General features: G+C 39.3%; 15 protein-coding genes. 2 read left to right on the plus strand and 13 right to left on the minus strand.

Going from position 1 to position 23,977, the window contains the following annotated elements:
- Nucleotides 1-150: 150 nt before the first annotated feature.
- The 7 genes from ACQ86H_RS25350 to ACQ86H_RS25380 all read right to left on the minus strand — a co-directional run bounded on the left by ACQ86H_RS25350 (nt 151) and on the right by ACQ86H_RS25380 (nt 12,398).
- Nucleotides 151-2,469 carry a glycoside hydrolase family 65 protein gene (locus ACQ86H_RS25350; protein WP_431292895.1) on the minus strand — a complete coding sequence of 773 codons (2,319 nt, stop codon included), beginning with the start codon at nt 2,467-2,469 and terminating at the stop codon, nt 151-153.
- 147 nt (nt 2,470-2,616) lie between these two features.
- On the minus strand, nt 2,617-3,267 hold the full coding sequence (gene pgmB, locus ACQ86H_RS25355) for a beta-phosphoglucomutase (RefSeq protein WP_431292896.1): 651 nt from the start codon (nt 3,265-3,267) through the stop codon (nt 2,617-2,619).
- Nucleotides 3,268-3,356: 89 nt separating this feature from the next.
- Complete coding sequence (locus ACQ86H_RS25360) at nt 3,357-5,273, minus strand: glycoside hydrolase family 13 protein (RefSeq protein ID WP_431292897.1); 1,917 nt, start codon at nt 5,271-5,273, stop codon at nt 3,357-3,359.
- Between the two features lie 63 nt (nt 5,274-5,336).
- The gene (locus ACQ86H_RS25365; RefSeq protein WP_431292898.1) at nt 5,337-6,353 is read right to left on the minus strand and encodes a SusE domain-containing protein; all 1,017 of its coding nucleotides are present in this window, start codon (nt 6,351-6,353) and stop codon (nt 5,337-5,339) included.
- A gap of 20 nt (nt 6,354-6,373) precedes the next feature.
- Nucleotides 6,374-7,903, minus strand: coding sequence for a RagB/SusD family nutrient uptake outer membrane protein (locus tag ACQ86H_RS25370; protein ID WP_431292899.1), 1,530 nt, complete (start codon nt 7,901-7,903; stop codon nt 6,374-6,376).
- A 73-nt stretch (nt 7,904-7,976) separates the two neighbouring features.
- On the minus strand, nt 7,977-10,952 hold the full coding sequence (locus tag ACQ86H_RS25375) for a SusC/RagA family TonB-linked outer membrane protein (protein ID WP_138819868.1): 2,976 nt from the start codon (nt 10,950-10,952) through the stop codon (nt 7,977-7,979).
- Nucleotides 10,953-11,387: 435 nt separating this feature from the next.
- Entirely contained in the window at nt 11,388-12,398 is a 1,011-nt protein-coding gene (locus tag ACQ86H_RS25380; protein ID WP_138819866.1) for a LacI family DNA-binding transcriptional regulator, read from the minus strand.
- Between the two features lie 285 nt (nt 12,399-12,683).
- Here ACQ86H_RS25380 and ACQ86H_RS25385 point away from each other — a divergent pair, with 285 nt between their 5' ends.
- The gene (locus ACQ86H_RS25385; RefSeq protein ID WP_138819864.1) at nt 12,684-13,043 is read left to right on the plus strand and encodes a response regulator; all 360 of its coding nucleotides are present in this window, start codon (nt 12,684-12,686) and stop codon (nt 13,041-13,043) included.
- 108 nt (nt 13,044-13,151) lie between these two features.
- Here ACQ86H_RS25385 and ACQ86H_RS25390 read toward each other — a convergent pair whose 3' ends face one another.
- Nucleotides 13,152-13,505 (minus strand): DUF6717 family protein, encoded by a 354-nt coding sequence (locus ACQ86H_RS25390; protein WP_138819862.1) that lies wholly within the window; start codon nt 13,503-13,505, stop codon nt 13,152-13,154.
- A gap of 64 nt (nt 13,506-13,569) precedes the next feature.
- Here ACQ86H_RS25390 and dinB point away from each other — a divergent pair, with 64 nt between their 5' ends.
- Nucleotides 13,570-14,670: a DNA polymerase IV gene (gene dinB / locus ACQ86H_RS25395; protein ID WP_431292900.1), complete on the plus strand. Its 1,101-nt coding sequence runs from the start codon at nt 13,570-13,572 to the stop codon at nt 14,668-14,670.
- Between the two features lie 942 nt (nt 14,671-15,612).
- Here the strand turns inward: dinB and ACQ86H_RS25400 are convergent.
- The 5 genes from ACQ86H_RS25400 to ACQ86H_RS25420 form a co-directional block, all read right to left on the minus strand.
- Nucleotides 15,613-18,042, minus strand: coding sequence for a glutaminase family protein (locus ACQ86H_RS25400; RefSeq protein WP_371717081.1), 2,430 nt, complete (start codon nt 18,040-18,042; stop codon nt 15,613-15,615).
- Nucleotides 18,043-18,297: 255 nt separating this feature from the next.
- The gene (locus ACQ86H_RS25405; protein ID WP_138819858.1) at nt 18,298-19,131 is read right to left on the minus strand and encodes a PKD domain-containing protein; all 834 of its coding nucleotides are present in this window, start codon (nt 19,129-19,131) and stop codon (nt 18,298-18,300) included.
- A 13-nt stretch (nt 19,132-19,144) separates the two neighbouring features.
- A complete protein-coding gene (locus ACQ86H_RS25410; protein ID WP_138819856.1) occupies nt 19,145-20,584 on the minus strand; it encodes a PA14 domain-containing protein in 1,440 nt (479 codons plus the stop codon).
- A gap of 31 nt (nt 20,585-20,615) precedes the next feature.
- A complete protein-coding gene (locus ACQ86H_RS25415; protein ID WP_168202554.1) occupies nt 20,616-22,313 on the minus strand; it encodes an alkaline phosphatase family protein in 1,698 nt (565 codons plus the stop codon).
- A gap of 36 nt (nt 22,314-22,349) precedes the next feature.
- On the minus strand, nt 22,350-23,969 hold the full coding sequence (locus ACQ86H_RS25420; protein WP_431292901.1) for a DUF5008 domain-containing protein: 1,620 nt from the start codon (nt 23,967-23,969) through the stop codon (nt 22,350-22,352).
- Between the last annotated feature and the right edge of the window lie 8 nt (nt 23,970-23,977).

Genomic DNA, 23,977 nt, shown 5'->3' on the forward strand with positions numbered 1-23,977 from the left:
ATAGAGAGTATTATAAAGGTAAAAAAAGTGTAAATAGCCACTCTTTATTACTTCCAAATACGGATAAGCTTTGAGCAGAATAACATCTTCCATCAGATAAAGTTTTAGATTTTAACCCTCTACCCTCAACCTTTACACCCTTTACCTTTCTCATACCAACTCTGTATTATTTACTTCAATTTCAGTATTTCCGGCCAATTTATAAAGCTGGTTTCTGATACCGATTTCCAAATCAATAGCTGCGTGGTTTTTAATGCTGATGCCGCTCTCGGTGATATTAATTTTTAAGGTAGCTCCTCTGAAGCCAATGGTAAACGAAAAAGACTTCCACTTGCCTGGCAAGAAAGGATTAAAATGCAATTTACCGTCGCGCACACGCATGCCTGCAAAACCTTCTACCACACTCATCCAGGTTCCTGCCATCGAGGTGATGTGTAAACCATCCTCAGTATCGTTATTATAATCATCAAGGTCTAAACGTGCAGTACGTAAGTAGAATTCGTAAGCGCGGGCTTCGTCGTTTAATTTGGCTGCCAAAATACTGTGAACGCAAGGTGATAACGAACTTTCGTGTACCGTACGCGGCTCATAAAAATCGAAGTTGCGTTTTAATGTATCCAGATCGTAATCTTCTTCAAAGAAATATAAGCCCTGTAAAACATCAGCCTGTTTAATAAAACACGAACGTAAAATCCTGTCCCAGCTCCATTTTTGGTTAATCGGCCTTTCGCTCGCTGGCAGATCTTTCACCAAAGTTTGTTCCTTATCTAAATAACCATCCTGCTGTAAGAAAATACCTAGTTTTTCATCCTGCGGATAATACATCTGGTCGATAATATCAGCCCAATCGGTAAATTCTTTTTGATCGAAGTTTAAACTTTTTAACAAGCTGTTATATTTTTCTGGCTGTTGTGCCTTTACAATTTCGGCGGCTTCGGTAGCATATTTCATACACCAGGTTGCCAAAATGTTAGTGTACCAGTTGTTGTTTACATTGTTCTCATATTCGTTTGGTCCGGTTACGCCAAGCATTACATATTGCTGTTTATCGTTGCTCCAGTTAACGCGTTGTTTCCAAAAACGGGCAATACCAATCAATACTTCTAAACCGAAATCAGAAAGGTAGCTTTCATCGCCAGTATAACGGATGTAATTAAAAATGGCAAAGGCAATGGCACCATTACGGTGGATTTCCTCGAAAGTAATTTCCCACTCATTATGGCATTCTTCACCATTCATCGTTACCATTGGATACAATGCCGCACCATTTTTAAAACCTAATTTCTCCGCATTTTCTATGGCTTTACCTAATTGTTTATAGCGATATACCAACAGGTTTTTACTTACTTCCTGTGGAGCAGTTGCCAGGTAAAAAGGCACACAATAAGCTTCGGTATCCCAATAAGTTGAGCCACCATATTTCTCTCCGGTAAAACCTTTCGGACCAATGTTCAATCGGTCATCTTTACCGGTATAGGTTTGAAAAAGTTGAAAAATATTAAAACGAATAGCCTGTTGAGCTGAAACGTCGCCTTCGATAATGATATCGCTTTCTTCCCACTTGCCTGCCCAGGCTTCGCCTTGTTCTTTTAATAAAGTATTAAACCCCTTAGCAGATGCTTTGGCAATTACTGATTTGGTTTCTTTTAAAAGTGATTCTTTAGGGTAATTTTCTGAAGATAAATTCGCCGCAATTTTAATTAAAGTAATTTCTTCGTTAAGTTTAACCTCTACCGAAAAAGTTTGTCCGACGAATTTCTCTTTGCGGACAGCTTCTGGGTTAATGTCTAATTTCTCTGTATTTTTATACAGTTCGATGTTGCTTCCGGTGCAAACCTCAAATTCAGTTTTCTTTGTCCTTAATTTGATGTAGGCTTCCGTTCCTGAAATTTCATCAGCAACCATGTCCCAGAATTTTTCATCGTAGTTACTGTCCTGATTTTTTACATCACCATCAATAAAAGGTGTTAAAGTTAATTTTCCATCAAAATCCAGCGGCGTAATGTTGTAACGGATAGCGCCAACTTCATCATCAGCTATACTGCAAAAACGTGTCGATTTAACTTTTAGGGTTTTACCACTTTTTAATTTCGCGGTGAAACTACGCTCCAGATATCCGGCATGCATGTTCAGCACACGTTTAAAATCGCTCACTTCAGCTGTTGCCAGATCCAGGATTTCATCATCGATTTTCACTTCGATACCTACCCAGTTTGCTGCATTTAACACTTTTGCAAAATATTCCGGATAACCGTTTTTCCACCATCCCACACGGGTTTTATCGGGATAATAAACACCTGCAACATAATTGCCCGGCAGAGTTTCTCCGGTATAGGTTTCTTCAAAATTGGCTCGCTGCCCCATGCGACCATTGCCCAGGCTGAAAATACTTTCCGAAATTTTATTTAAATGTGGATCAAAGCCTTCTTCGATAATATTCCACTCATCTGCTTTAATGTAGTTTTTCATATTTAGTATCAAGTAGCGAGTAACTAGTATCAAGTAATTAGAATCGGGTATCAAGATAAATTTACTACTTGATACTTACTACTTAATACTTGCTACTCCTTTACAATTCTTCTAGGTCTTTAACTGTTAATTTATCTAATCCGCTTACTACCAGATCTGCCTGGCTAAGCACGCTTTTTCGCCGATACCGATGGCTTTCATTCCGCCTCTTTTTGCTGCTTCTACGCCTGCAACGGCATCTTCAAAAACCACACATTCATCAGGTTTAAAACCTAAAAGTTCGGCACCTTTTAAAAATACCTCGGGGTCTGGTTTTGATTTGGTTACCATGTTTCCATCAACTATTTCATCGAAGAAATGGGCTAGATTTGTTTTTTCTAAAATGATTCCTGAGTTTTTGCTTGCTGAGCCCAATGCCAGTTTATAACCTGCTTTGTGTATTTCGGTTAAAAAATCAACCGTTCCGGGCAAAACTTCAGCAGGCGTCATTTTTGTAATCATATCTACATACCAACTGTTTTTCAAAGTGGCCAGTTCTTCTTTCTCATCATCAGTTTTCTCTACGCCGCCCCAGGCCAAAATCTTGTTCAAACTTTCTACCCGGCTAACACCTTTCAACTGCTCGTTCTGCTCTTCACTAAAATCAAAACCCATGGTATTAGCCAAACGTTTCCATGCTTTATAATGGTAAACCGCAGTATCTACCAGCACACCATCAAGGTCGAAAAGACAAGCCTTTATTGGGGCAGAAGGTGTAAGATGTAAGGAGGAAGGTTCTGAGTGGATATTATCTTGCATCTTTGTTATATTTTTTAGTATCAAGTAATGAGTATTGAGTATCAAGATGTAAGTTCTACGTCTTAAAAACCTCAATCTTTTACTTTTCGCTATCTTAATTCCAATACCAACGTTGTTTTAGCGGGTACTTTAATGTTTTTAAATTCGATGTTTTCGCCTGTAATTACATTTTTCGCGGAAGTAATTCCTGTTGTTCTTTCTGCAAAGCGATCTGTATTTAATGGCTTTTCTTTCTCTGTATTGTTTACAATAACCATTACAGTGCCTTTTGGTTCTGCATTGTAACGGAAATAAACATAAATATCATCCTGTGGCACAAACTGCATCAATTTACCTGTTTGCAATGCCGGACTGTTTTTGCGGAAATTAGCTAAGGTTTTTACAAAGTTGAAAGCCTCGTTTTCTTTGTTTGTACGGCCATCGGCTATGAATTTATCTTTTTTATCGCCTTCCCATCCCCCAGGAAAATCAGAACGGATTAATCCATCTGGATTGGAGAAATTTTTCATTAAAATTTCGGTTCCGTAATACATTTGCGGAATGCCGCGCATAGTTAACAAGATACTCATTCCCATTTTGTATTTATCGAAATCTTCACCAACCATCGAATAGAAACGGCTCATGTCATGATTATCTAAAAAGATGCAATTGGTGTTTGGGTTTTTGTAAAGAAAATCATGCGCCAAAGTTGCGTATAAACGGTTAATGCCATCTACCCAACCATTTTTGCCGTTTATTCCTTCATAAATCGCATCTTTTAAAGTAGCATCAGTAATGCCCTGTAAATGGGTATCGAAACCGCGGTTCACGGTATTGCCACCAGTAAAGAAAGCCTGGTTAGCCACCGCGGTTACCAATGTTTCACCAAAAACAGATAAGTGTGGAAATTCTGCCTGCACTTTTACAGCCCAATCGGCCATGTAAGCCGGATCATTGTATCCATAAGTATCCAAACGTAAACCATCAATACCAGCATATTCTATCCACCAGATGTGGTTTTGGGTCAGGTAATTTTGTACGAAAGGGTTACGTTGGTTTAAATCGGGCATTGAAGGTACAAACCAGCCATCCAACATCTGCTTGCGGTCGGCTGCTGATGCATGGATATCCATTACCGTTTGATCGCGGTAACTGGTCTGTGTATATTTTGGCCATTGGTTTAACCAGCTTTTCATTGGTAAATCTTTATAAAACCAATGTTGGGTACCAATGTGGTTGTGTACAATATCTTTTATTACTTTTAGTCCTTTGGCATGCGCCACTTCTACGTATTTCTTGTAAAGTGCGTTAGTACCATAACGTGGATCTATTCTGTAGTGATCGGTTACCGCATAGCCATGATATGAAGCATGTGGCATGTCATTTTCTATCTCTGGCGTCATCCAAACGGTCGTAATTCCTAAATTTTTCAGGTAATCGAGGTGATTGATTACGCCCTGGATATCGCCACCATGTCGGTAATACATACTGTCGCGGTTTAATGCGGTTTCGGTTAAGCCCTGCACCATATCGTTGCTTTTATCGCCGTTCGAAAAACGATCGGGCATGAGCAGGTAAATAAAATCTTTGTTGGTTACACCCTGAATCCTGCCCGCGCTTTTATCACGGTTTTTTAATTCGTAGGTGTAAGTAAATATCTTTTTTCCATTAACGGCAAAGTTAATCGGGAATTTTCCGGCTTTGGCCGCGGGAGCAATTATTAAATCAAGAAATATATAGTTCGGGTTTTCAACTTTGTTAACCTTTACGAGTTTTACTCCCGGATAAGTTAAGGAAACCGAGCTTGAAGCAATGTTTTCGCCATGAACCAGCAATTGCAATTTTGGATTGTGCATGCCTGTAAACCAGAACATCGGTTCTACCCGTTCCAGCTTTTGGGCAAAGAGATTGTTTGTTAGCAAGACAACCAGAAGGGTCAAAATGGTTGTTACCCTTTTTAAAAAGGAAGTATTAGTATGATTATGAACTGGAAACGGATAATTTGGATGGGTATGAGATCTGTTCATGCTAAAACTTTAAAGATTTAAAAAAAGCCCTGCAGTACTTAACTGCAGGGCAGGTAATAAGAATTAGTTTTTAACCATTGTAGCTTTTTTTGCAGCTACATCTAAAGTGATGGTATAAGTTCCGGGAGCGGTTACGGCAATGTTATCGCCTCCATTGGTTAAAGCAGTTATGCTACCACCAAGATTAACGGTCCAATCGTGTTTGAACCTGAATTTCAATGCACCAGTGGTTAAGGTTGTTTTAATGGAGTAATTATTTGATTTTCCATCATTTACCACTTTCATATCCGTATCATTGTTCCACCCGCCCAAAGTTGCGTCTCCAATAATCGACCATTCGTTCGGTGTTGAAAAAACTATGGTTTTAGCATTTAAATCAACTGTAACCTGTTTCACTACAGCATCTGGTGATTTTAGGTTATCGCCTGCGCTACTGCTGATTTTACCCGCACCTGCGTCGCCATAGGCAACATCCCATTTTTTGGCAGGTGTAATTTTAAACTCCAGGTTTCCGGCAGTATAAGCAATCATTCCGGTGTATATACCATTGCTTGATAACGAAATTAAACTGTCAGCAGTGTTAGGATCCCAGCCCTGATAAGCTCCCGGAGCATAAATCCATGCTGAAGCTAAATAAGGTGTAGCGGTTAAAGTGATCACGTTTGAGTAAGTTAAATCGTTTACGGCTGCGCCCGATTTCAACCTCACTTCAACCTGGGCAGCAACGCCAACTTTGCCACCTAAAGCCAAAATCATGTTGTTGATTTCGGTTACGGTTGGGGCATAGGTTTTTGTGTTAACCACTACTTCTTTTGGAGCAGCAAAATTGGTGCCTTTTAAAGCGAACTGTAGGGTGGAGTTAACCGGCACCACATAACCTGATGAAGTAGCCAGTGGATAGCTTAATGTTAATGCGGCCTGCGCACCGTTTGCCTGCACTAAACTTAAGTTAGTAGTAGAAGCAGTTAGTGTGCCTGCTGCCCCAATAGTTGAAACCGTTTGGGTTTCGTCTTTTTTACACGACCAAAGCGATAGTGCTATAAAGCAAAGGGCCAAGGTTTTGAAAAATATTGATTTCATATCTTATTAAAATATTAAGATTAATAACCTGTGTTTTGAACCAGATTCGGATTGGCAATTAAATCTGCCGCCGGAATCGGATAGATGTTGCGGTAAGCTGGAATGGAAGTTCCGGCTTTAACCCCACCTTTAAACGGCCATAAGTAAGTACCACCGGTAAATTTACCATAACGCACCAAATCGGTACGGCGGTGACCTTCCCAGTATAATTCGCGGGCACGCTCATCCAAATAAAAATCGACAGTTAAGGCAGCCGGAGTCAGATTACCTGACGCATTGCCATAAGCACGTTGACGTAAGGCATTAACATATTCGAGTGCTTTCCCTGCATCGCCACCTGAACCGCCACGGGCAACAGCTTCTCCGTAAATCAAATACTGTTCAGCCAAACGGAAAATGGCAAAATCCAAAGAGCTGAATGTTCCATTTAATGATGGCGGTATGGTACTTGTACCAATGATGTTTTTGAATTTTGTAACACGCAATCCATCTGTAAACACACCAATTTCATCCACTGTATTTTTCGCACCGAAAAAAGTACCGCGTTTATCTAAAGTTCCATTTGCATCTGGGAATAGTGCAGGCAAATTCTGACGGGTCCTGTTACCGCCCCAACCACCATTTGGCACACCATAAGAGGCTGTACCCATATCGGCATTAATGCCTGCATTGATCAGGAATGTGGTGCCTCCATAATTGGTACCTGTTATGCCATCATAATTAATAGTTAAGATGTTTTCGGTATTGTTGATGTTGTTATCTGCTTTAAAAAGATCCATATAATTGGATTTTAAGCTATAACCTGCAGCAATTACCTTGCTTGAGTAAGTAACGGCTTCGGTATATTTTGCAGTGCCGGTATACACCTGTGCATTTAAATATAACCTGGCCAGTAGCGCCCAGTCAGCACCTTTATCTGCGCGACCATATTCGTTGCCACGGGCATTGGCTAAATCACCCTCAATTGCTTTTAGTTCTGATTCGATATAAGTAAAAAGAGCCGCTCTCTGAATTTGTTTTGGGGCTACTTTACCGATTTCATCATTTTCGGTAACAAAAGGCGGATTACCAAAGGCATCTAAAAGCACCCAATATTGATAAGCACGTAAGAAACGGGCTTCTGCACGGTATTTGGCAATATCTGCAGCATCGGTACCCGTAATGTTGCGCGAAGCTAATTTCTCAGGTGTACTTTCGCGAAGAAATTCATTACAAACCGTGATCTGTAAAATACTTCTCGAGTATAATCCCCTTAAAAATTGATTATCCACACTTGGTGTACCATAATCCAATTCCGGAATACCAGTATCTCCCCAGGCACAGATCGCCTCATCGGTTACCAGCTCTTGTGAAGTCCAGAATAAACGCAGGAAATCTGCAAAACCCGAGTTCAATCCACCAATATCACTATTATCCGATCCGGTAGAACTGGTTAATGCATAAGCTGCATATAGTTTAACCAAACCTTGTTTATAACCTGCCGGAGTAGCATAAACGGTTGCCGCAGTAACATCGTTGGTGGGCAATACGTTTAAATCTCCTTTTTGCATGAATTTAATGACAACAATAAAACACCTGATGCCAATATTATTTTAAATGAGTTTTTCATTTTTTGTCTCCTTATTAAAAACCAACATTAAAACCTAAAGTATACGTGCGTGGACGCGGATATAGGTTATAATCAATACCACCGCTCAATTCAGGGTCTATACCATTATACTTCGTTACGGTAAAAACATTTTGACAGTTTGCCGATATCCTTAACGAGGCTGTTCCGGTTTTAGATAACTTGCCGGCGTTGTAAGAAATACCTGCATTATCCATTTTCAGGAATGAAGCGTTTTTAATATAATAATCGCTTAAAAACTGGTTGTTCTGGAAATTGGTTGCCAGAAAATCTGTAGATGCGTTATTGATCACACCTGCCGGACTCAAGATATTCGCCCTTACACCAAAGTTTGAAGAAACGTTATCATATATGTAATTGCCAAAGTTTGCCCTGAGTGATGTTGTAAAACTCCATTTTTTATAAGAGAAAGAAGTATTGAAACCCAGGGTAATGTTTGGATCTGGTGATTTATAAAAATACTGATCGCTGGTATTGATCACGCCATCTTTATTCAAGTCTTCATAAACACCTTCTAAAGGTTTTCCATCCGCGTTATACACCTGTTTGTATACGAAAAAAGATCCTGGAATCTGGTTAACCGCATTGTATTTTAAGGTAACACCGGTACCACCTGTAATATCGCCCGCACCAACTTTAGAAGCCGGATCAGGATTTAAGGTTAAATTGGTTACTTTCCTTTTGTTGTACGCAATGTTTACACCAAAATCCCAACTGGTGTTTTCGGTTTTGATTGCCGAGAAGTTTAAACTTCCCTCAACACCTTTAACATCCATATTACCCACATTTGTAGTTAACTCGTTGTTAAAGTTTGTACCTACCGGAATATTGATTTTGCTTAAAAGATCAGAGGTTTTTTTGTAGTACACATCGATACTTCCATATAAACGACCTTTCATAAAACCATAATCTAAACCTGCATTGTAAGTAGTAGTCGTTTCCCATTTCAGATCAGGATCGTAAGCTGCAGGCGTATAATAGTTGTAAAAAGTATTGCCGATCTGGTATTGGCCGGTATTGCTGTTGGCATAATATTTAGATAAGTAATCGTAATAACCGATACCATCTTTATTACCTGTTTGACCGTAACTTAAACGGAGTTTTAAATCAGAAACTGATGTACTGTTTTTCAGGAAATTCTCGTTCGAAATTCTCCAGGTAAAAGCAGCTGAAGGAAAATAACCCCAACGGTTTTTCTCTGCGAATTTAGAAGAAGCATCAGCCCTTAATGTTCCGGATAAAATATATTTATCGGCCAAAGTGTAAATAAACCTTCCGTAGTAAGAAAGCAATTTATCACGATCGGTAGAGAAAGGGAAAACAGGAGTTACCAAAACTTCGCCGGTTCCTTTGTAAGAAGTAAAGTTGAAACCGGTTTTTGAGTTATCGTAATATCCGTAACCTGCAGTTACATCAAAACGGCTTTTAATACTTTCTACCGTGTGTGCATAGTTTAAGTAAAACTCAGAAAGTTTGTTTGTTTCTGTATTCAAAGAATGGGTGTATGATCCTGAAGTTGAAATGCTTTGTGCGGCATAAACCGGGATACGAACCTCACCATAACCTTTAGACAGATCGTAACCTAAATTTAAATTGGCATGCAATTCTGGTAAAAAGTGGAAAGAGTAATCGAAACGTGCATTACCAAAACTTCTTTCGGCATTACCGTTATTATCGTTCAACCTGATTAAACCTACCGGATTCCGCGGTGCATTCGGGTTTACCGTACCATCGCTTCTTAACCATTCAAAATAGTTACCAAAGTTATTGTTTGCGTTTACCGATTGTGTTGGATCGAACTGAATAGCTGCGCCAACAGCACCAGCATTAGCAAAATGCGACTGGGTTAAAGCACCTTTTAAGTTTAAGTCGATTTTTAAATGATCCTGGAATAATTTTGGCGAAATGCTGATTGCACCGGTACCACGAGAAAAATGATCGCTAATTAAAAGACCTTGTTGATCTAAATAACCAGCAGAAACACGGTAAGGAACGCCTTTAAACGAGCCTGCAATGCTTAAACTATTATCAGTAGAAAATGCATTCTGATAAATTTCATCCTGCCAATCGGTATTCGAGCCGCCCAATAATGAGGTGAATTTTTTACCATCATCATAACTTGCATTTGGGTTCGCGTTTACGAAATCGCGGATCTGACCTGAAGAAAGAATATCAACCTTTTTAGCAACCGTAGCAATAGAATTGTTGGTGCTAAAGTTAAACACCGGAGCACCTGACGCACCTTTTTTGGTGGTGATTAAAATTACCCCGTTTGATGCCCTCGAACCATAAATAGCTGTTGCATTTGCATCCTTTAAAACGGTAAAGGTTTCGATATCGTTAGGGTTAACCAATGATAATGGACTTGGCGCATTACCAATAGAGTTACCACTGAAGGGAACCCCGTCAATTACGATAAGCGGATCGTTACTGGCATTAAGTGAAGCACCTCCACGGATACGGATGGTACTTCCTACCCCTGGCTGACCACTATTTGAGATGATGTTTACGCCAGCTACCTTACCCTGAATCAATTGTTCAGGTGTAGTAATGGTACCCTTTTGAAAATCTTTCGAATTTACGGTAGTGATAGAACCGGTTAGGTTTTTCTTTTCAGCCGTACCGTAACCAATTACCACCACTTCGTTCAGTTTTTGTGCATCAGGCACCAATTGAAAATTAACAGTAGCATTTGCTGAAATGCTTACGGCTTTATCAAGGGTTTGATAGCCGATAAAACTTGCTGATAGCGTTATCGAACCATCCGATAACCCTGCCAGTTTAAAATTACCATTGGCATCGGTTGATGTACTTCTTGTTGTTCCTTTAACAACTACAGAAGCGCCAGGTAGTGGCAGGCCGGTTTCATCAAGCACTTTACCAGATACCGATCCGGTTTGTGCTTTTACCATTAATGCTGAAAAAACTAACAGCACCAAAAGCCCCTGTTTTAACAGGTAAAATACTCTCATATTTGAAGCTCGTTTAAGTATAAAAATTTGGTTAAATATTATAGTGATTTACACATAGGCCTAATTTACAGCTGTTAATGATATTTCAAAATTTATTTAAAAAATATATTTCGGATAAAAAACGGGGCTTCAAAAACTTCGCAAAATCAGACTTTTAGACAAACCTAAAAAACCACATTAATTAATTGTTAATTACTTAATTTATTGATTATAAATATATTACAAACATTAAATTTGATTTTAAAGTGTAATTATTACACTAAGCCTTTTTGGAGTATTTTTCGGGAACGTTCCCGAAAAAATTGTATAAAAATTTAAGCCATTTTCGGGAACGTTCCCGAAAATGAGTCGCAATTCTGCTTATTTTACACTAAGTGAAGATCTTTTTGAAAATTTAAGACCAAAAACAAGGTGGTTTTCCTGGCCTTTTTTCACCTATTTATTGGTCGAATTCCGCTTGATAATTTTGGACTCTAAAACCACCTCATTTGCCTGGTTTTTATCGGCATGATCATCCAAAACAGTAAACAATAATTTAGCCGCTTCTTCTCCAATTTCAATTGCGGGTTGGGTGATGGTGGTAAGTGAAGGATTTAACAAAGGAGCAATTTCCAAACTGGAGAAACTGATCACCTTTAAATCTCCGGGAATGTTGATGTGGAGATCGTAACAAGCATAATAGGTGGCAAAGGCCAAACGCTCTACCGAGGTAAAAACACCATCAGGTTTCAATTGCATTAAAGCATGTTTTATGATAATGCTGTTTTCTTCGTAACTGTTGCTGCAGTCTACAATCAAATTTTCTTCGAAAGGAATCTGATGTTTGGCCAGTGCATCAAGGTAGCCCTGCATACGGGTTTTACCAATAGATAAACTTTTATTCACCACCAGGTAAGCAATTCTTTTGCAACCCTGCTCTATTAAGTGTTCCGTTGCCAGAAAACTGCTGTTATAATCATTTGTAATTACCCTTGGGGTAGCTATGTCTTCATAAATACGATCAAAAAATACCAGCGGCAGCCTTTTAGTGCCAAATTTATTGAGGTAATTATGATCATTGGCTTCTCCGGAAACGGACATGATAATGCCATCGGCTCTGCCATTGTGTAAGTGGCGAATGAAAGTTACTTCCTTTTGATAATCATCATCGGTTACGTAAATCAAAATATGGTAACCATTTTCTCTTGCCACACGTTCGATACCATGAATGGCCTGCGAGAAATAATTATTGGCGAGCTCGGGTACAATAACGGCAATAGTTTTGCTTTTTTGCTCCCTTAAATTACTGGCATAATGGTTAGGCTGATAGTTTAACTCTTTCGCCTTGGCTAATATAAGCGCTTTCGTAGCGCCATTAATGTCGCTATTATCCCTAAAAGCCCTCGAAATTGTAGAAGTAGATAAATTTAACGCCTCTGCTAACTTCTTAATATTAATACTATCCATTTTTGGCTATTAAACCCAATTAATTTGAATAAACGCTGTAAATATAAAATATTAATGTACGAATATCTGGCATGTAAAATAAATTATCAGTTAATTCACTACTGCGGGAATAAAACAGCTATACTTTATCAATTGACAATAGTCAATATTTGCCATAAAATTCTTTAAATAAATATTCGTTTTTTTAAAACAAAAAGCATCTTTGCCGCATTAATAATCTATCGATATTAATCATCTTCTCATTAACCGATTGAAAAACAAAACTATTTGAAATAAAATTACAAAATGGGGAACAAAAAAATACTCATCGCCGATGACGACGAAGGGATTGTTGATGCTATAACAATGATTTTGGAAGTGATGGGTTATGATGTTGACTTTACGTATGATGGCGGAGCAGTAATAGATGCGGTAAAAAATAGGCCAGATTTGATTCTGCTCGATATCTGGATGAGCGGTCATGATGGGAGAGATATCTGCAAGCAGCTTAAAAACGACCCTCAATTTAAGGAAATTCCTATCTTAATGATCTCGGCTAGCAGAGACATCAGACAATCTGCACTGGATGCTGGTGCAAATGATTTTATGGAAAAACCATTTGAGATGGATTCTTTACTGAATAGGGTAGAAACATTGTTGGATTAGATAAAGGCATAAGGTTTAGCATGTATGGCTTTCCGGAACGATCGTTATACCAACTGAAGCGAAATGGAGAGCGCTGCCTCCATAAATTTAGCCTCGCTCAAAATCTTGTTATTCAATTTCCTTAAAATAAATCCTTTCAGGCAATTGTTTAAAAACAAACTCCGTTACATGGCAAAGCCAAATTTTATGGTTCTTAAATTCTCCTCTAAATTTTTCTAACAGATAGTCGCCACCCCCGCCTAAATTCTCTTCGCGTGCATAAACAAGATCTAAAATTTCGGCATTTTGTATTTGCTCATCGGCCATTAATAATTTACATTCATTTTCGGCAGCAGCTATCCAGTTTAACAGTTCGTCGGCACCCTCTACCATTTGTAGATCTTCAATAGCCCCTCCCCATTCAGGTATATCGGCATACCATTCGTGTTTTGCATTTTTATAAAAACGAATTGCTCTCTCCATATTTTGTAAAGAAAAAAATCTAAATCAATAATCCTGATAAAAATCACGAAATTTAGATCATTGCATGTCTGATTCAACTCCACCAGTTTTAAGAAAAATAATTCATATCGATATGGATGCTTTTTATGCATCTGTAGAGCAACGCGATTTTCCGGAATACCGTGGAAAGCCTTTAGTGGTTGGTGGTAAGCCAGATAGTCGTGGTGTCGTTTCTACAGCCAGTTATGAAGCCAGGCAATATGGAATCCGCTCTGCGATGTCGAGCAGTAAAGCCTACCAGCTTTGTCCGACAGCAATTTTCGTCTATCCTCGTTTTGATGCTTATACTGCGGTTTCGAAAGCGCTTAGGGAAATTTTTAGCCGCTATACGGATGTCATAGAACCCCTTTCGCTGGATGAAGCTTACCTTGATGTAACAGAAGACAAACTCGGAATTGGATCGGCCATTGATATAGCACAATCGATTAAGGATGCAATTAAAAATGAGTTAAACCTAACGGCTTCAGCAGGTGTATCGATCAATAAATTTGTGGCTAAAGTAGCTTCAGACATGAACAAACCTGATGGTTTGACTTTCATTGGTCCATCGAAGATTGAAGCTTTTATGGAAAAACTCCCGGTAGAGAAATTCTTTGGTGTAGGCAAAGTTACCGGCGCCAAAATGAAGGCCATGCAAATTAATACGGGTGCAGATTTAAAAAAACTGACTGAAGCCCAGCTTGTTGCCCAGTTCGGAAAATCGGGAAGGTTTTATTATAAAATTGTACGTGGCATTGATGAACGCCCCGTTCAGTCAAACCGCGAAACCAAATCAGTAGGTGCAGAAGATACCTTTTCAGAAGATACCAATGAAGATTCGGTGATGCACGATCTGCTGAAACAGATTAGTGAAACCGTGGCCAAACGTTTGGAAAAATACCAGCTAAGTGGGAAAACGGTAACCCTAAAAATCAAGTTCGCCGATTTTAAACTCATTACGCGCAGCCGTTCTTTTGCTATACCGATAAACAAAGCTGAGGTAATTTATGCAGAGGCGATTAAACTTCTGGAAGAGGCAGCTATTGGCGTAACACAAGTCAGGTTGTTGGGTATTACCTTATCGCGGTTTTATGATGATGTGGAGATAGAAAAGCCAGAAAGTAATCAGCTGGAGTTTGAGTTTTAATGATTGATGTTTAATACATGAATTTCGTAATTTAAAAGTGCCTATTTCCATTATATGAAGCGCAAGGCCTCTGCAGAGCAATAAATGCCTTCCCGTTTTACGCTTGTACGCTTCACTTCCTCGTACCTCGGTCGTTGCAGGGTACCGCTTCAACCGGGGCTATTGGGCAAAATAGTATTTCATTTTCGGGGTTGCAGGGTGCAGAAACTATTGTTCCTAAACCCGACAGCAGCGGCAGCATCCGATTAAGCACCGATTTATGTTATATTTTGGTGTGCTTGCCTGTTTCACAGGTTTTCTATCGGAGCTATAGCGAATGGCGGGACAAAACCAGCCAGGAACCACAAGTCACTCATTTCCTAATAAGATATCTTTTACTTCGGTCGGTGAGACACCGACCGATAGGATAATTTAAAAGTGCCTATTTCCATTATATGGAGCGCAAGGCCTCTGCAGAGCAATAAATGCCTTCCCGTTTTACGCTTGTACGCTTCACTTCCTCGTACCTCGGTCGTTGCAGGGTACCGCTTCAACCGGGGCTATTGGGCAAAATAGCATTTCATTTTTGGGGTTGCTATGTGCAGAAACCATTGTTCCTAAACCCGACAGCAGCGGCAGCCTCCGATGTTTCTATCGGAGCTATAGCGAATGGCGGGACTAAAGCCAGCCAGAAACCACAAGCCACTCATTTCCTAATAAGATATCTTTTACTTCGGTCGGTGAGACACCGACCGATAGGATAAAACCAGCCAGGAACCACAAGCCAATCATTTCTAACAAGATATCTTTAATTTCGGTGGGTGAGACACCAATCGATAGGATAAAAAATGCCCCGTCCTGCTGACACCCCTTTAAAAGAGGGGAATGGAGGGCATGATGGGAAAAAAAGGTCCTGCAAATTAATGCAGAACCTTTGATTGTTAATTTAAAGGAGATGAGATCTTATTTACTATTTAATTTATCGGCAAGCATTTTCATGTAAAAGCCACCCACTACACTGCGGGCTTTAAAGTTATCGCGAATACCAGTATTTGAATCATAAAAATCATTCAAAGGCACTCTAGAGTCAGTTTCGATAGCATGCTTGTAAACAGGATGAATCAAAGCTTCGAATTCTTTTTGTGTTGGTGCAAAAGTAGCGGTCCACAAGATCCAGTCGTTTTTAGTGTAGGCCTTTCTACTATCTAATGGGATACCGTATTTATTTTGTTTCGTCAGGTAATATTTGGTTTCGGTATCATATATTTTTTGAGGGAACAAATTTAAATTTAAAACCTTATCCCAAACCAGGTTATACTTCTGGCTCCAGGTATTTTTGTTATCAAAAGTTAAAGCATAGTGATCGCCTGCATCGGCCATTTCTATCCATTTTGGCACCATACTTTCAGCAATATCCCTATATTTTTTAGCTACTTCATTATAACCTAATGTTTGTGCCATCTGGGCATAACAGGCTATACCCACAATAGCTTTTACCGATAAGTTGGCATTACGGGCAAGGTGACCAGCAAAATCATCGGTACATAACTGTGTTTTTGGATCTAAGCCCTCTTTGGTTAAATAATCAACCCAGGTGGTTAAGGTTTTCCAGTGTGCTTTAGCGTAATTGGCATTTCCCTGTGCTTTGGCAATCGCCGCAGTTAAAATAATCATGTTGCCCGATTCTTCAACCGGCATTGGCTCGCCATAGGTTTGTCCGTTGGCTAAGGGGTAAGTACCCAGATCGTGGGCTGCCCAGGGATGAGGATATTTTCCACTTTCGCTGAAATAGAAAATACCGTTCAACATGCCTTGCAATAACTCTGGATTATAAATCAGGTATAATGGTGCCGAAGGGTAAGTTACATCGACGGTATTAATAAAACCACCACTGTTATTTTCTTTAGATAACCATAAAATCTCTCCTTGCGGACTCTTTGCCAGAGTATGTGCTGCAATACTCTGGCGGTAACCTAAAACGCATAAATCAGCATATTCTTTACCACCCGATTTTAAGGCATCGGCATATAAATTTTTGTTAAAAGTCTCGCATTTCCGGATCACCGTTTTGTATTCATCAGCCGCAGCCGTTAACTGTGATTCAATGGTTTCTTTACCTGAGGTATTCCACCATGGTCTTAAATTTTTGTTAAAATATTGAACACTATAAATTTCGTCATAGCCTAATTCAACATATTTTTCTACCGCAGCTTTACCCACTGTTCCGAAGGGGATAACAGTATTCAATGCAAGCATTTTGCCTTGTTTAACGGTTGAAGCGGAATTGCCTTTTCTAAAAGCATCGGCAGCATCTTTTTCGGCCGTTACAAACTGGATGGCATTGCCGGTTTTTGGCGCAGCCACGTAAAAATAACCCCAGTCAATTCGCATATCATCACTTGCTTTTTGAAGAACTGGCTGCTCTACCGTTCCTGTTTTCAATACTGATAATTTAGCTGTTGCGTACTTGGTTGCGGCAACCTCTTGTGTAGGACGGTAAACTGCAATGTTAGAAGAAGCACTTAAATACACTTTTACCTGGTGCGTTTTACCATCATTTGCTTTTACCTGATAGGAAACGTAAGAAACCGGACGTGCAAACAAACCCAAATCGTTCATTAACAAGGGAGAGGTAAAAGTTAATTTTAAATCGACCTTACCACAGGTAAAGTTATAAATGGTTTGCGTGGCATTGATATCAACACTTTTTTGTTTAGCCAGCTGTACTTTTTCTGCTTTGTCTTTTAGCTTTTCTACTAAACCAAAATCGAGAAAGCGGCCGCCAGCAGTGTTAATTAAATGGATCGAGATTACGTTAGACCCTGCCTTTAAAGCATTTTTATCGCTATTGCTTAAGGCAATATATTGGAAGTTATTGGTCCAGCCTTCTTTCGTGTAGATTTTCTTTCCATTCAGGTAAACCTCAATATTATCATCATGATTAATCTTTAAAAACAGTTCGTTTATTGATGCCGGGTTAGCGACATTAAAGGCTCTCCTCACCCATATATCATGCGATTTCCAAACGGTTTTTACATTTTTTTCATCATCACCAATTGGCGTAGCACCTGTTTGCCAGTTGGTGGCGCTATAATTTTCCGCCTTCCAATCGCCCTGTGGCTCACTTTCAGTATATTTAACTTCGTAAGCTTTTTCGTCGGAAGCAGGTACAACCGTTCTATAAGTGGTAGTTTCTTTACCTAAAAACCGATAAATACCACCGTCAACATTAATCATTCCTAAAAGAGAGTGATCAGCTCCCGTCCAGTGTTGGGTAGAAGATTCGTTTAATTTATCCGTGGTAGACCAGATACTGAAATAGGTATTGTGTGTAATTAAGGGATAAGCCGGGGCTTTCCGCTCCTGGGCCTTCAGCAAACTGCCTGCAAACATGCAGCCGAGTACGCCTATAAATTTAAAAGTGTTGGTTTTGTTCATCATTTGTATGTGTGTGTTGAAATCCGATTGTATATTTTGGTTAGATTTAACTTTAGTTAAACGTTTTACTAAAGTATAAAATATAATTTAATTTGCAAGTGAAGACATTTTTTTAATTGTCTAAATGACATTTAAAATGAGCCCTCAAAAAAATACATGAAGTTTTTAAGCTCCATGTATCTTTCAAATTGTGCATAAAACCTATATAAACTAAGGCTGTTTTTTGTTAATGGTCCATTCGGATAATTGGAAAACCCTGCTTCCTCTGTTTGCTTTAATATAAAGACGATAGAATTTATAGGCAACAAAGTTGTCGAAATAATACCTTTTGGTAACGCGTCTTTCATTAGAGTTTGCCCACGGGCAAGTGGTTACGGTATGTAAATCGGTATACTGAATACCATCTATTGATCCCTGTAAAATCCAATATCTAGGGTCTCTATCTTCAGCATCGTTTCCCGAAGTTAAAGTATAAGCACCAACAACCTGTGGGGTTGCAAGTTCGAAAGTACATCTTTGCGTACCATCAAAACCTGCCTGCAAAAATTTGGTCGTGATGTCGCCATCAACCAGTTTTTTCGATCCCTCATCAGAATTAGGTCCGGCACCGGCTTCTAAATTTACCGAAAATATGCCACCAACCGTCTGCATATAATTCTCTCCAATTTTTGTTGGATCGAAATTTGGATCTACAATATTTAAAAGCACTTCTTTTGCGGCCGAATAGCCCTGGCTGTTTCTGGTGGTTAAGGTTACTTTATATTTGCCGGGGAAACGATAGGTATGTTTTGGATTAACCAAAACAGAGGTACTATCATCTCCGAATTGCCACAACAAAGTTTTGTAATTTGTCGAGCTACCCGTAAACTGGTACTCTAAGAATTTTACAGTATCCGGCCTTACGTACGAAAAACCTGCTGTTGGTTTAGGTTCGTCCACCACCGGAACAACCTCTTCTGCATCTTTCTTACACTTTACTGTTGTCATTACAATAAGTATTAAAAGAGATAGAATACTGAGTAATTTTTTTACGTTATTTTTCATATCTGATTAATATTTAAGGTGTTGGAAATAATTGAGATTTTGGTATTACCCTTTTGGATAAAATATTCGGCACTTCAATTTCAAGATAAGCCTGCTGCCCACCTACATTTTCGCGGTGATGTGCTTCTATTTTATATCTTTTACCACGTTCTAAAAATATGGTGCCCTTACGTGTATCTTTATCCCATTGGGTAGTGTAATCGTCTACTAACGCTACGCCATTAACATATAGTCTGGCACCATCATCCCAGCGGGTTTGATAAAAAGTATAGGTACCACGAACTGGCGCCAAAAACTCGCCTGTCCACCTGGTCGCAAAGTTATCTCGGCTCAAAGAATTACTTTTTGTATTAACGTACACACTATCTGGCCAACTATCCCCACTAAAGTTAATTTGCTCATCAATTCTGGTTTTAAATGGCGCGCGTCCATCATCCGGATCTAATTGGGTATTGGTATAATATTTTGCTGTTAAACCAGTACCGTTTCCGGTGATGTAAGAGTTATTATCCAAATTTACATTAGGATCTACAATCACTATTAATTTGCTGTTAGTTGGGTGAATTACATGATTGCTTGCCTCGTTAATACTGAAGGCGAATGCAAATTTCTTATTTGCAACAATGTTGGCATCGAAAACCGGCCATGGGATCTGAAGTCTGACGATCGCACTCGAAGCTCCCGTGGCAAACCGAACCAAAGTATCAACGCTATAATCTTTAGCAGCCAAATGGATTGCATCTGCGGGCAAAGTTCCCCTGCCAACTAAAGTAGCAATGGTATCTATGTTTTCCTTGATTTTAATATTGAAAGCTGTTGATGGTTGGTTTTCTAAACTTACAATCAGTGGAATCGTTACCCCGGCAGGGCCTACAATGTAATTGCCCTGATATACTACATTATAGGTACCACCGCCATTTAAAGTTAAATAGTGCAGATCGGTGGGTTTTAACAGATCGGCAGTATTGATAATAACCATGATGGTAGATTGGCCAGCGGCAATCTTATTTCCTTTGCCGGGAGCCGAAAGCTTTAGGGCGAAAACCACTTTTTTACCATAATTGCGCTCCAATACTGACCGGCGAACAATAGCAACGCCTTCGCTCTTATCGGTTCCGTAAGCCACGTTGATCACATTAGGATATTCTACCCCTGCAGACGGCATTAGGATCGCATTTGTAATGGTTCCATTATTAATTAACTGCGTAACAGTATCGTTATTTAAAGTTAAACCTACCTGAAAGGCCTCTTCTGCAACGCCCGTTAAAGAAATTTTAAAAGGAACTTTAATGTATTCGTTATCTATGGAAACGTTTCCGGCAACGATACCTTCCCCTGTTACACTTCTGGTATTAGGATCTGGCAATTTTAAATCATCTATTTGTGATTTGCGACAAGAATAAACACCAATTATGGCTAAACTTATCAATGCGATATATATAATTTTCTTCATTTTATGATATTTTAAATAATCAGCAAATCTGTTATTGATCTAACCAAACCCGGCCATCAAGCCCCCATATTTGTTTATTGGCAATCTTTAACCAATTTATAATCTGTGCAGGTATATCTGATGTTTGAGGAACAAATATGGCCAGTGTTTCTGGTGCCGGAGGGCAGATTAAATCGTTAAAACTCTCCCAGGCATAGTTTCCCTGAAATTTAAAATCATGTGCCTGAGAACTTAAATCTGCCATGATATCACCATTACCATCTGTTGCGGGCCAATACCCTACCAGAAAATTAAAGTATGGATGACTTTGGTCTATTGAAGTTTGACAGGCATAGTTGCCGATCATTCCGTCCGGAACAGAAAATTTAAAAAAGCGGATATCACTTACATATACATCTGGTACTCCGTGTCCGTTTCCGTTTAAAAATCCCAGTTTTAAAGGATTAGAATTTGCCAATGAACCTGAACCTGTAATTTCGAGCTCATTATTAAAGCTACCATTGGTATAGGTACGAACAAACCTTTGTCCATTACGTACCTCTATTTTTGCCGTTAAATTTGTCCATTTCCCCTTGGCAAAACTCCCACCCCTACATTGGTGGTAATCTCCATCTTTGGTGCCCCGCCACTCAAAATACCAATAGTCTTCTTCTAAATAAATAACCCAGCCTACACTCGGATGGCCACCAGACCACTCATTACGTTTACCTAAAACACTTGGCCAGAAGAATTTGTCTTCGTTCTTTTTAACCTTAAGTTCAATGGTCACTTTTGTAGTGTCATCTATATTGTAAACGTTTGCGTCAGCAGCATCAACCTGTGCCCTCACATCTTCCCCTTTAAAACGGATTGTTTTGCCTAAATACCTGTTACCCGTAAATGGCTTTGTTAAAATTCGTTTGTTGTAGGTTGGTGCATAATAAATTACAAACGAATTTACTTTTGGCTGGCTAAAAATAGTTTGGTCATCGGCATTTGAGGGTAAGGTATATTGCCCGCCTGCACTTGATGCAATAACCACCAGCCATTGCTCATTGTTATAATCAGGACGTTTTTTTAGTGCCGCGAGGATTTCACCTACGGAAGTATCGAATTTTTCGATAGCTGCTTTATAAGCTGGAAAAGAAACATCATATCCTGATGCAGCACCTGCCGCATTAACCCCCGTAAAATGGCCTACAATAACCGTTGCAGTATCACTTGTTAAATTGCTGATCAATCCGGCTTTAACAGCATCATCATCTGCCAACAGGCTAGTCACGTCAGCTCCTGTATTTAACGATTTAAAAACCGCTGATGAGGTATAGGTAACGATTTTCGATTTTGCACTTGCCTCTTTAATCCTGTTGAAGATAATTGGGTAATTCTGCAGATTGTTATTCGTTAATGCATCGGTGGTAACCTTATGCTTCTCTTTTTTAACCCCGGTTAACATGTTTGCCCAATTGGTTGCACTTGCAGTTGCTTCAGGATCACTTAACCCTACCCATGTGTAGATAGCGTGCGGTAAAATAGCATCAATATTTGGTGTATTTGCATCTAAAACCGATTGCCCCCTGGCTCCATCGACAACTAAATAAAGTACCTTACGGTTTCCGTATTTAACAGTTGTGGTATCACTGGCATTCTTATCTCCAATAGTTCTTTCGAATTCTTTATTACAAGAAAATATGGCCGTGGTAATTATTGTTGCGATTAAGCCAATCAATAATTTATATTTTTTCATCATACTCATCTTAATTTATATTCTGGTTAGCTTAATCTGTTATTCGATAGTTACCCTAATAATGTTGTATAATGGTAAATTATCAAAACGACTAAAGCTACCTATTAGCAATAGTGCTTTTTTACCATCTGCCGATTTCGTTTCGATCACATCGGATAGGCTACCATTAAAAGGACCTGTAGAATTGTATCCTTTTGCCAATGTTCCTGTTGGTGTTAAAACCATAAACCCATTTCTGGTGATGCCATTGTATTTAATAAAATACCCGCTTACTACAATTAACCCATTATTAAGCTGTTTGGCAAAATTAGCTTGCCCACCTTCGAAGGAGAGCGATGCGAATGATTCATCTAAAGTTCCATTATCGTTTAAAACCGCAACACCTACTACTGCTTTACCATTATAACGGGTAAAACTTCCGGTAATCACATATTTTTTTGTTGTTACATTATAAGTACAAGAATATATGGCATTATCGGCGCCTGTACCTGATGTAAAAGTAGGATCGATACTTCCATCAGCATTTAACCTCACAATGCGGTTAGCTTGCTGACCATCGAAAGTGGTAAAATTACCAAACACAACCAGTTTTTCCAGCTTCTCTGCCTCAGTATGCATGTAAGTATCCACAGGTCCGTTTGCACTTTCTTTTCCTTTATTGGTAGCGGTGTTGAAACGGAATGTTTTATCAAGACTACCATCTAAATTAAAGCGCAAAATCTGGCGGATTTCTGTACTGTCCAATATGACCGTATCCCTCGATAAATCGTAATTAAACTTATCGTAAGTTCTTTTTACATAATACCTGAAATCGCCGGTTGCTAAAATTTTTCCCTGGTGTGCGTATACACGGTTAATAAAACCATTTGTACCGCCGTTAAACCTCGGAAACCATTTCTGCGTAATGGTATCAGTGACTGTTGGCTTTCTTTTGGTTTGAATTTTTATGGTGTCTATTGCTCCGCTGGTGAACAAACTGGTAATGTTGCTGATATTTTCTGTACGCTGGTTAAATCCGGTAAAACCACCTGCTACAATAAAACGCCCACCAATTTCTACAATCCTGGCTAAAGTCCCGTTAGCTCCCCGCCCTGTACGGAAAGTACGATCGTATTCTCCATCTAATGATGTTCTTGCGATCCGGTTAATGGGAACCACACCTCCTTTATTATCAAAATTGGTAAAATTACCAACTACGATATTCCTTCCATCAAGCATTTCGTATACCTGACTTACATAACCGTTGGTACCTGCTATAGCTTTAAAAGTAGGATCAATCTGCATGAGCCCGGTTACGGTAAAAGTTGGCCCAATAAATAACTGATCGCCAATAGCGATTGATGTTACGCCCGTACTTCCGCTTTCCGGAACTTTAACGGTAATTTCTGTGGCCGTAACGCTAATTACCTCGGCCTTTTCGCCGTTAAACATAAAGGTTAATCGATCTTTATATTTATCAAAGCCAGAAGCTTTGATGACTACAGATGTACCTACAATCCCAACAGCAGGAACTGGGACATCAGTTTGCGAAATGGCCACGCCTAATGGCGATTTAGCATCAGCATAAGGGTCAGGGATTACATCATCTGCCTTTTTACATCCTTGAAAGCTGAAAGCAATCAAAGTGATTATTGTGAATATAAATTTAATTTTTTTCATTATTTAAT

The organism is Pedobacter sp. P26 (assembly GCF_050632135.1).
Lineage (GTDB): Bacteria > Bacteroidota > Bacteroidia > Sphingobacteriales > Sphingobacteriaceae > Pedobacter.

What these genes read in the sequence shown, in the direction of transcription:
- ACQ86H_RS25405 (WP_138819858.1), bottom strand. Translation starts at nt 19,131, where the DNA reads ATGAAAAATAACGTAAAAAAATTACTCAGTATTCTATCTCTTTTAATA.
- ACQ86H_RS25380 (WP_138819866.1), bottom strand. Translation starts at nt 12,398, where the DNA reads ATGGATAGTATTAATATTAAGAAGTTAGCAGAGGCGTTAAATTTATCT.
- ACQ86H_RS25400 (WP_371717081.1), bottom strand. Translation starts at nt 18,042, where the DNA reads ATGTTTGCAGGCAGTTTGCTGAAGGCCCAGGAGCGGAAAGCCCCGGCT.
- ACQ86H_RS25360 (WP_431292897.1), bottom strand. Translation starts at nt 5,273, where the DNA reads ATGAACAGATCTCATACCCATCCAAATTATCCGTTTCCAGTTCATAAT.
- ACQ86H_RS25365 (WP_431292898.1), bottom strand. Translation starts at nt 6,353, where the DNA reads ATGAAATCAATATTTTTCAAAACCTTGGCCCTTTGCTTTATAGCACTA.
- ACQ86H_RS25420 (WP_431292901.1), bottom strand. Translation starts at nt 23,969, where the DNA reads ATGAAAAAAATTAAATTTATATTCACAATAATCACTTTGATTGCTTTC.
- ACQ86H_RS25350 (WP_431292895.1), bottom strand. Translation starts at nt 2,469, where the DNA reads ATGAAAAACTACATTAAAGCAGATGAGTGGAATATTATCGAAGAAGGC.
- ACQ86H_RS25370 (WP_431292899.1), bottom strand. Translation starts at nt 7,903, where the DNA reads ATGCAAAAAGGAGATTTAAACGTATTGCCCACCAACGATGTTACTGCG.
- ACQ86H_RS25375 (WP_138819868.1), bottom strand. Translation starts at nt 10,952, where the DNA reads ATGAGAGTATTTTACCTGTTAAAACAGGGGCTTTTGGTGCTGTTAGTT.
- pgmB (WP_431292896.1), bottom strand. Translation starts at nt 3,267, where the DNA reads ATGCAAGATAATATCCACTCAGAACCTTCCTCCTTACATCTTACACCT.
- dinB (WP_431292900.1), top strand. Translation starts at nt 13,570, where the DNA reads ATGTCTGATTCAACTCCACCAGTTTTAAGAAAAATAATTCATATCGAT.
- ACQ86H_RS25410 (WP_138819856.1), bottom strand. Translation starts at nt 20,584, where the DNA reads ATGAAGAAAATTATATATATCGCATTGATAAGTTTAGCCATAATTGGT.
- ACQ86H_RS25385 (WP_138819864.1), top strand. Translation starts at nt 12,684, where the DNA reads ATGGGGAACAAAAAAATACTCATCGCCGATGACGACGAAGGGATTGTT.
- ACQ86H_RS25390 (WP_138819862.1), bottom strand. Translation starts at nt 13,505, where the DNA reads ATGGAGAGAGCAATTCGTTTTTATAAAAATGCAAAACACGAATGGTAT.
- ACQ86H_RS25415 (WP_168202554.1), bottom strand. Translation starts at nt 22,313, where the DNA reads ATGATGAAAAAATATAAATTATTGATTGGCTTAATCGCAACAATAATT.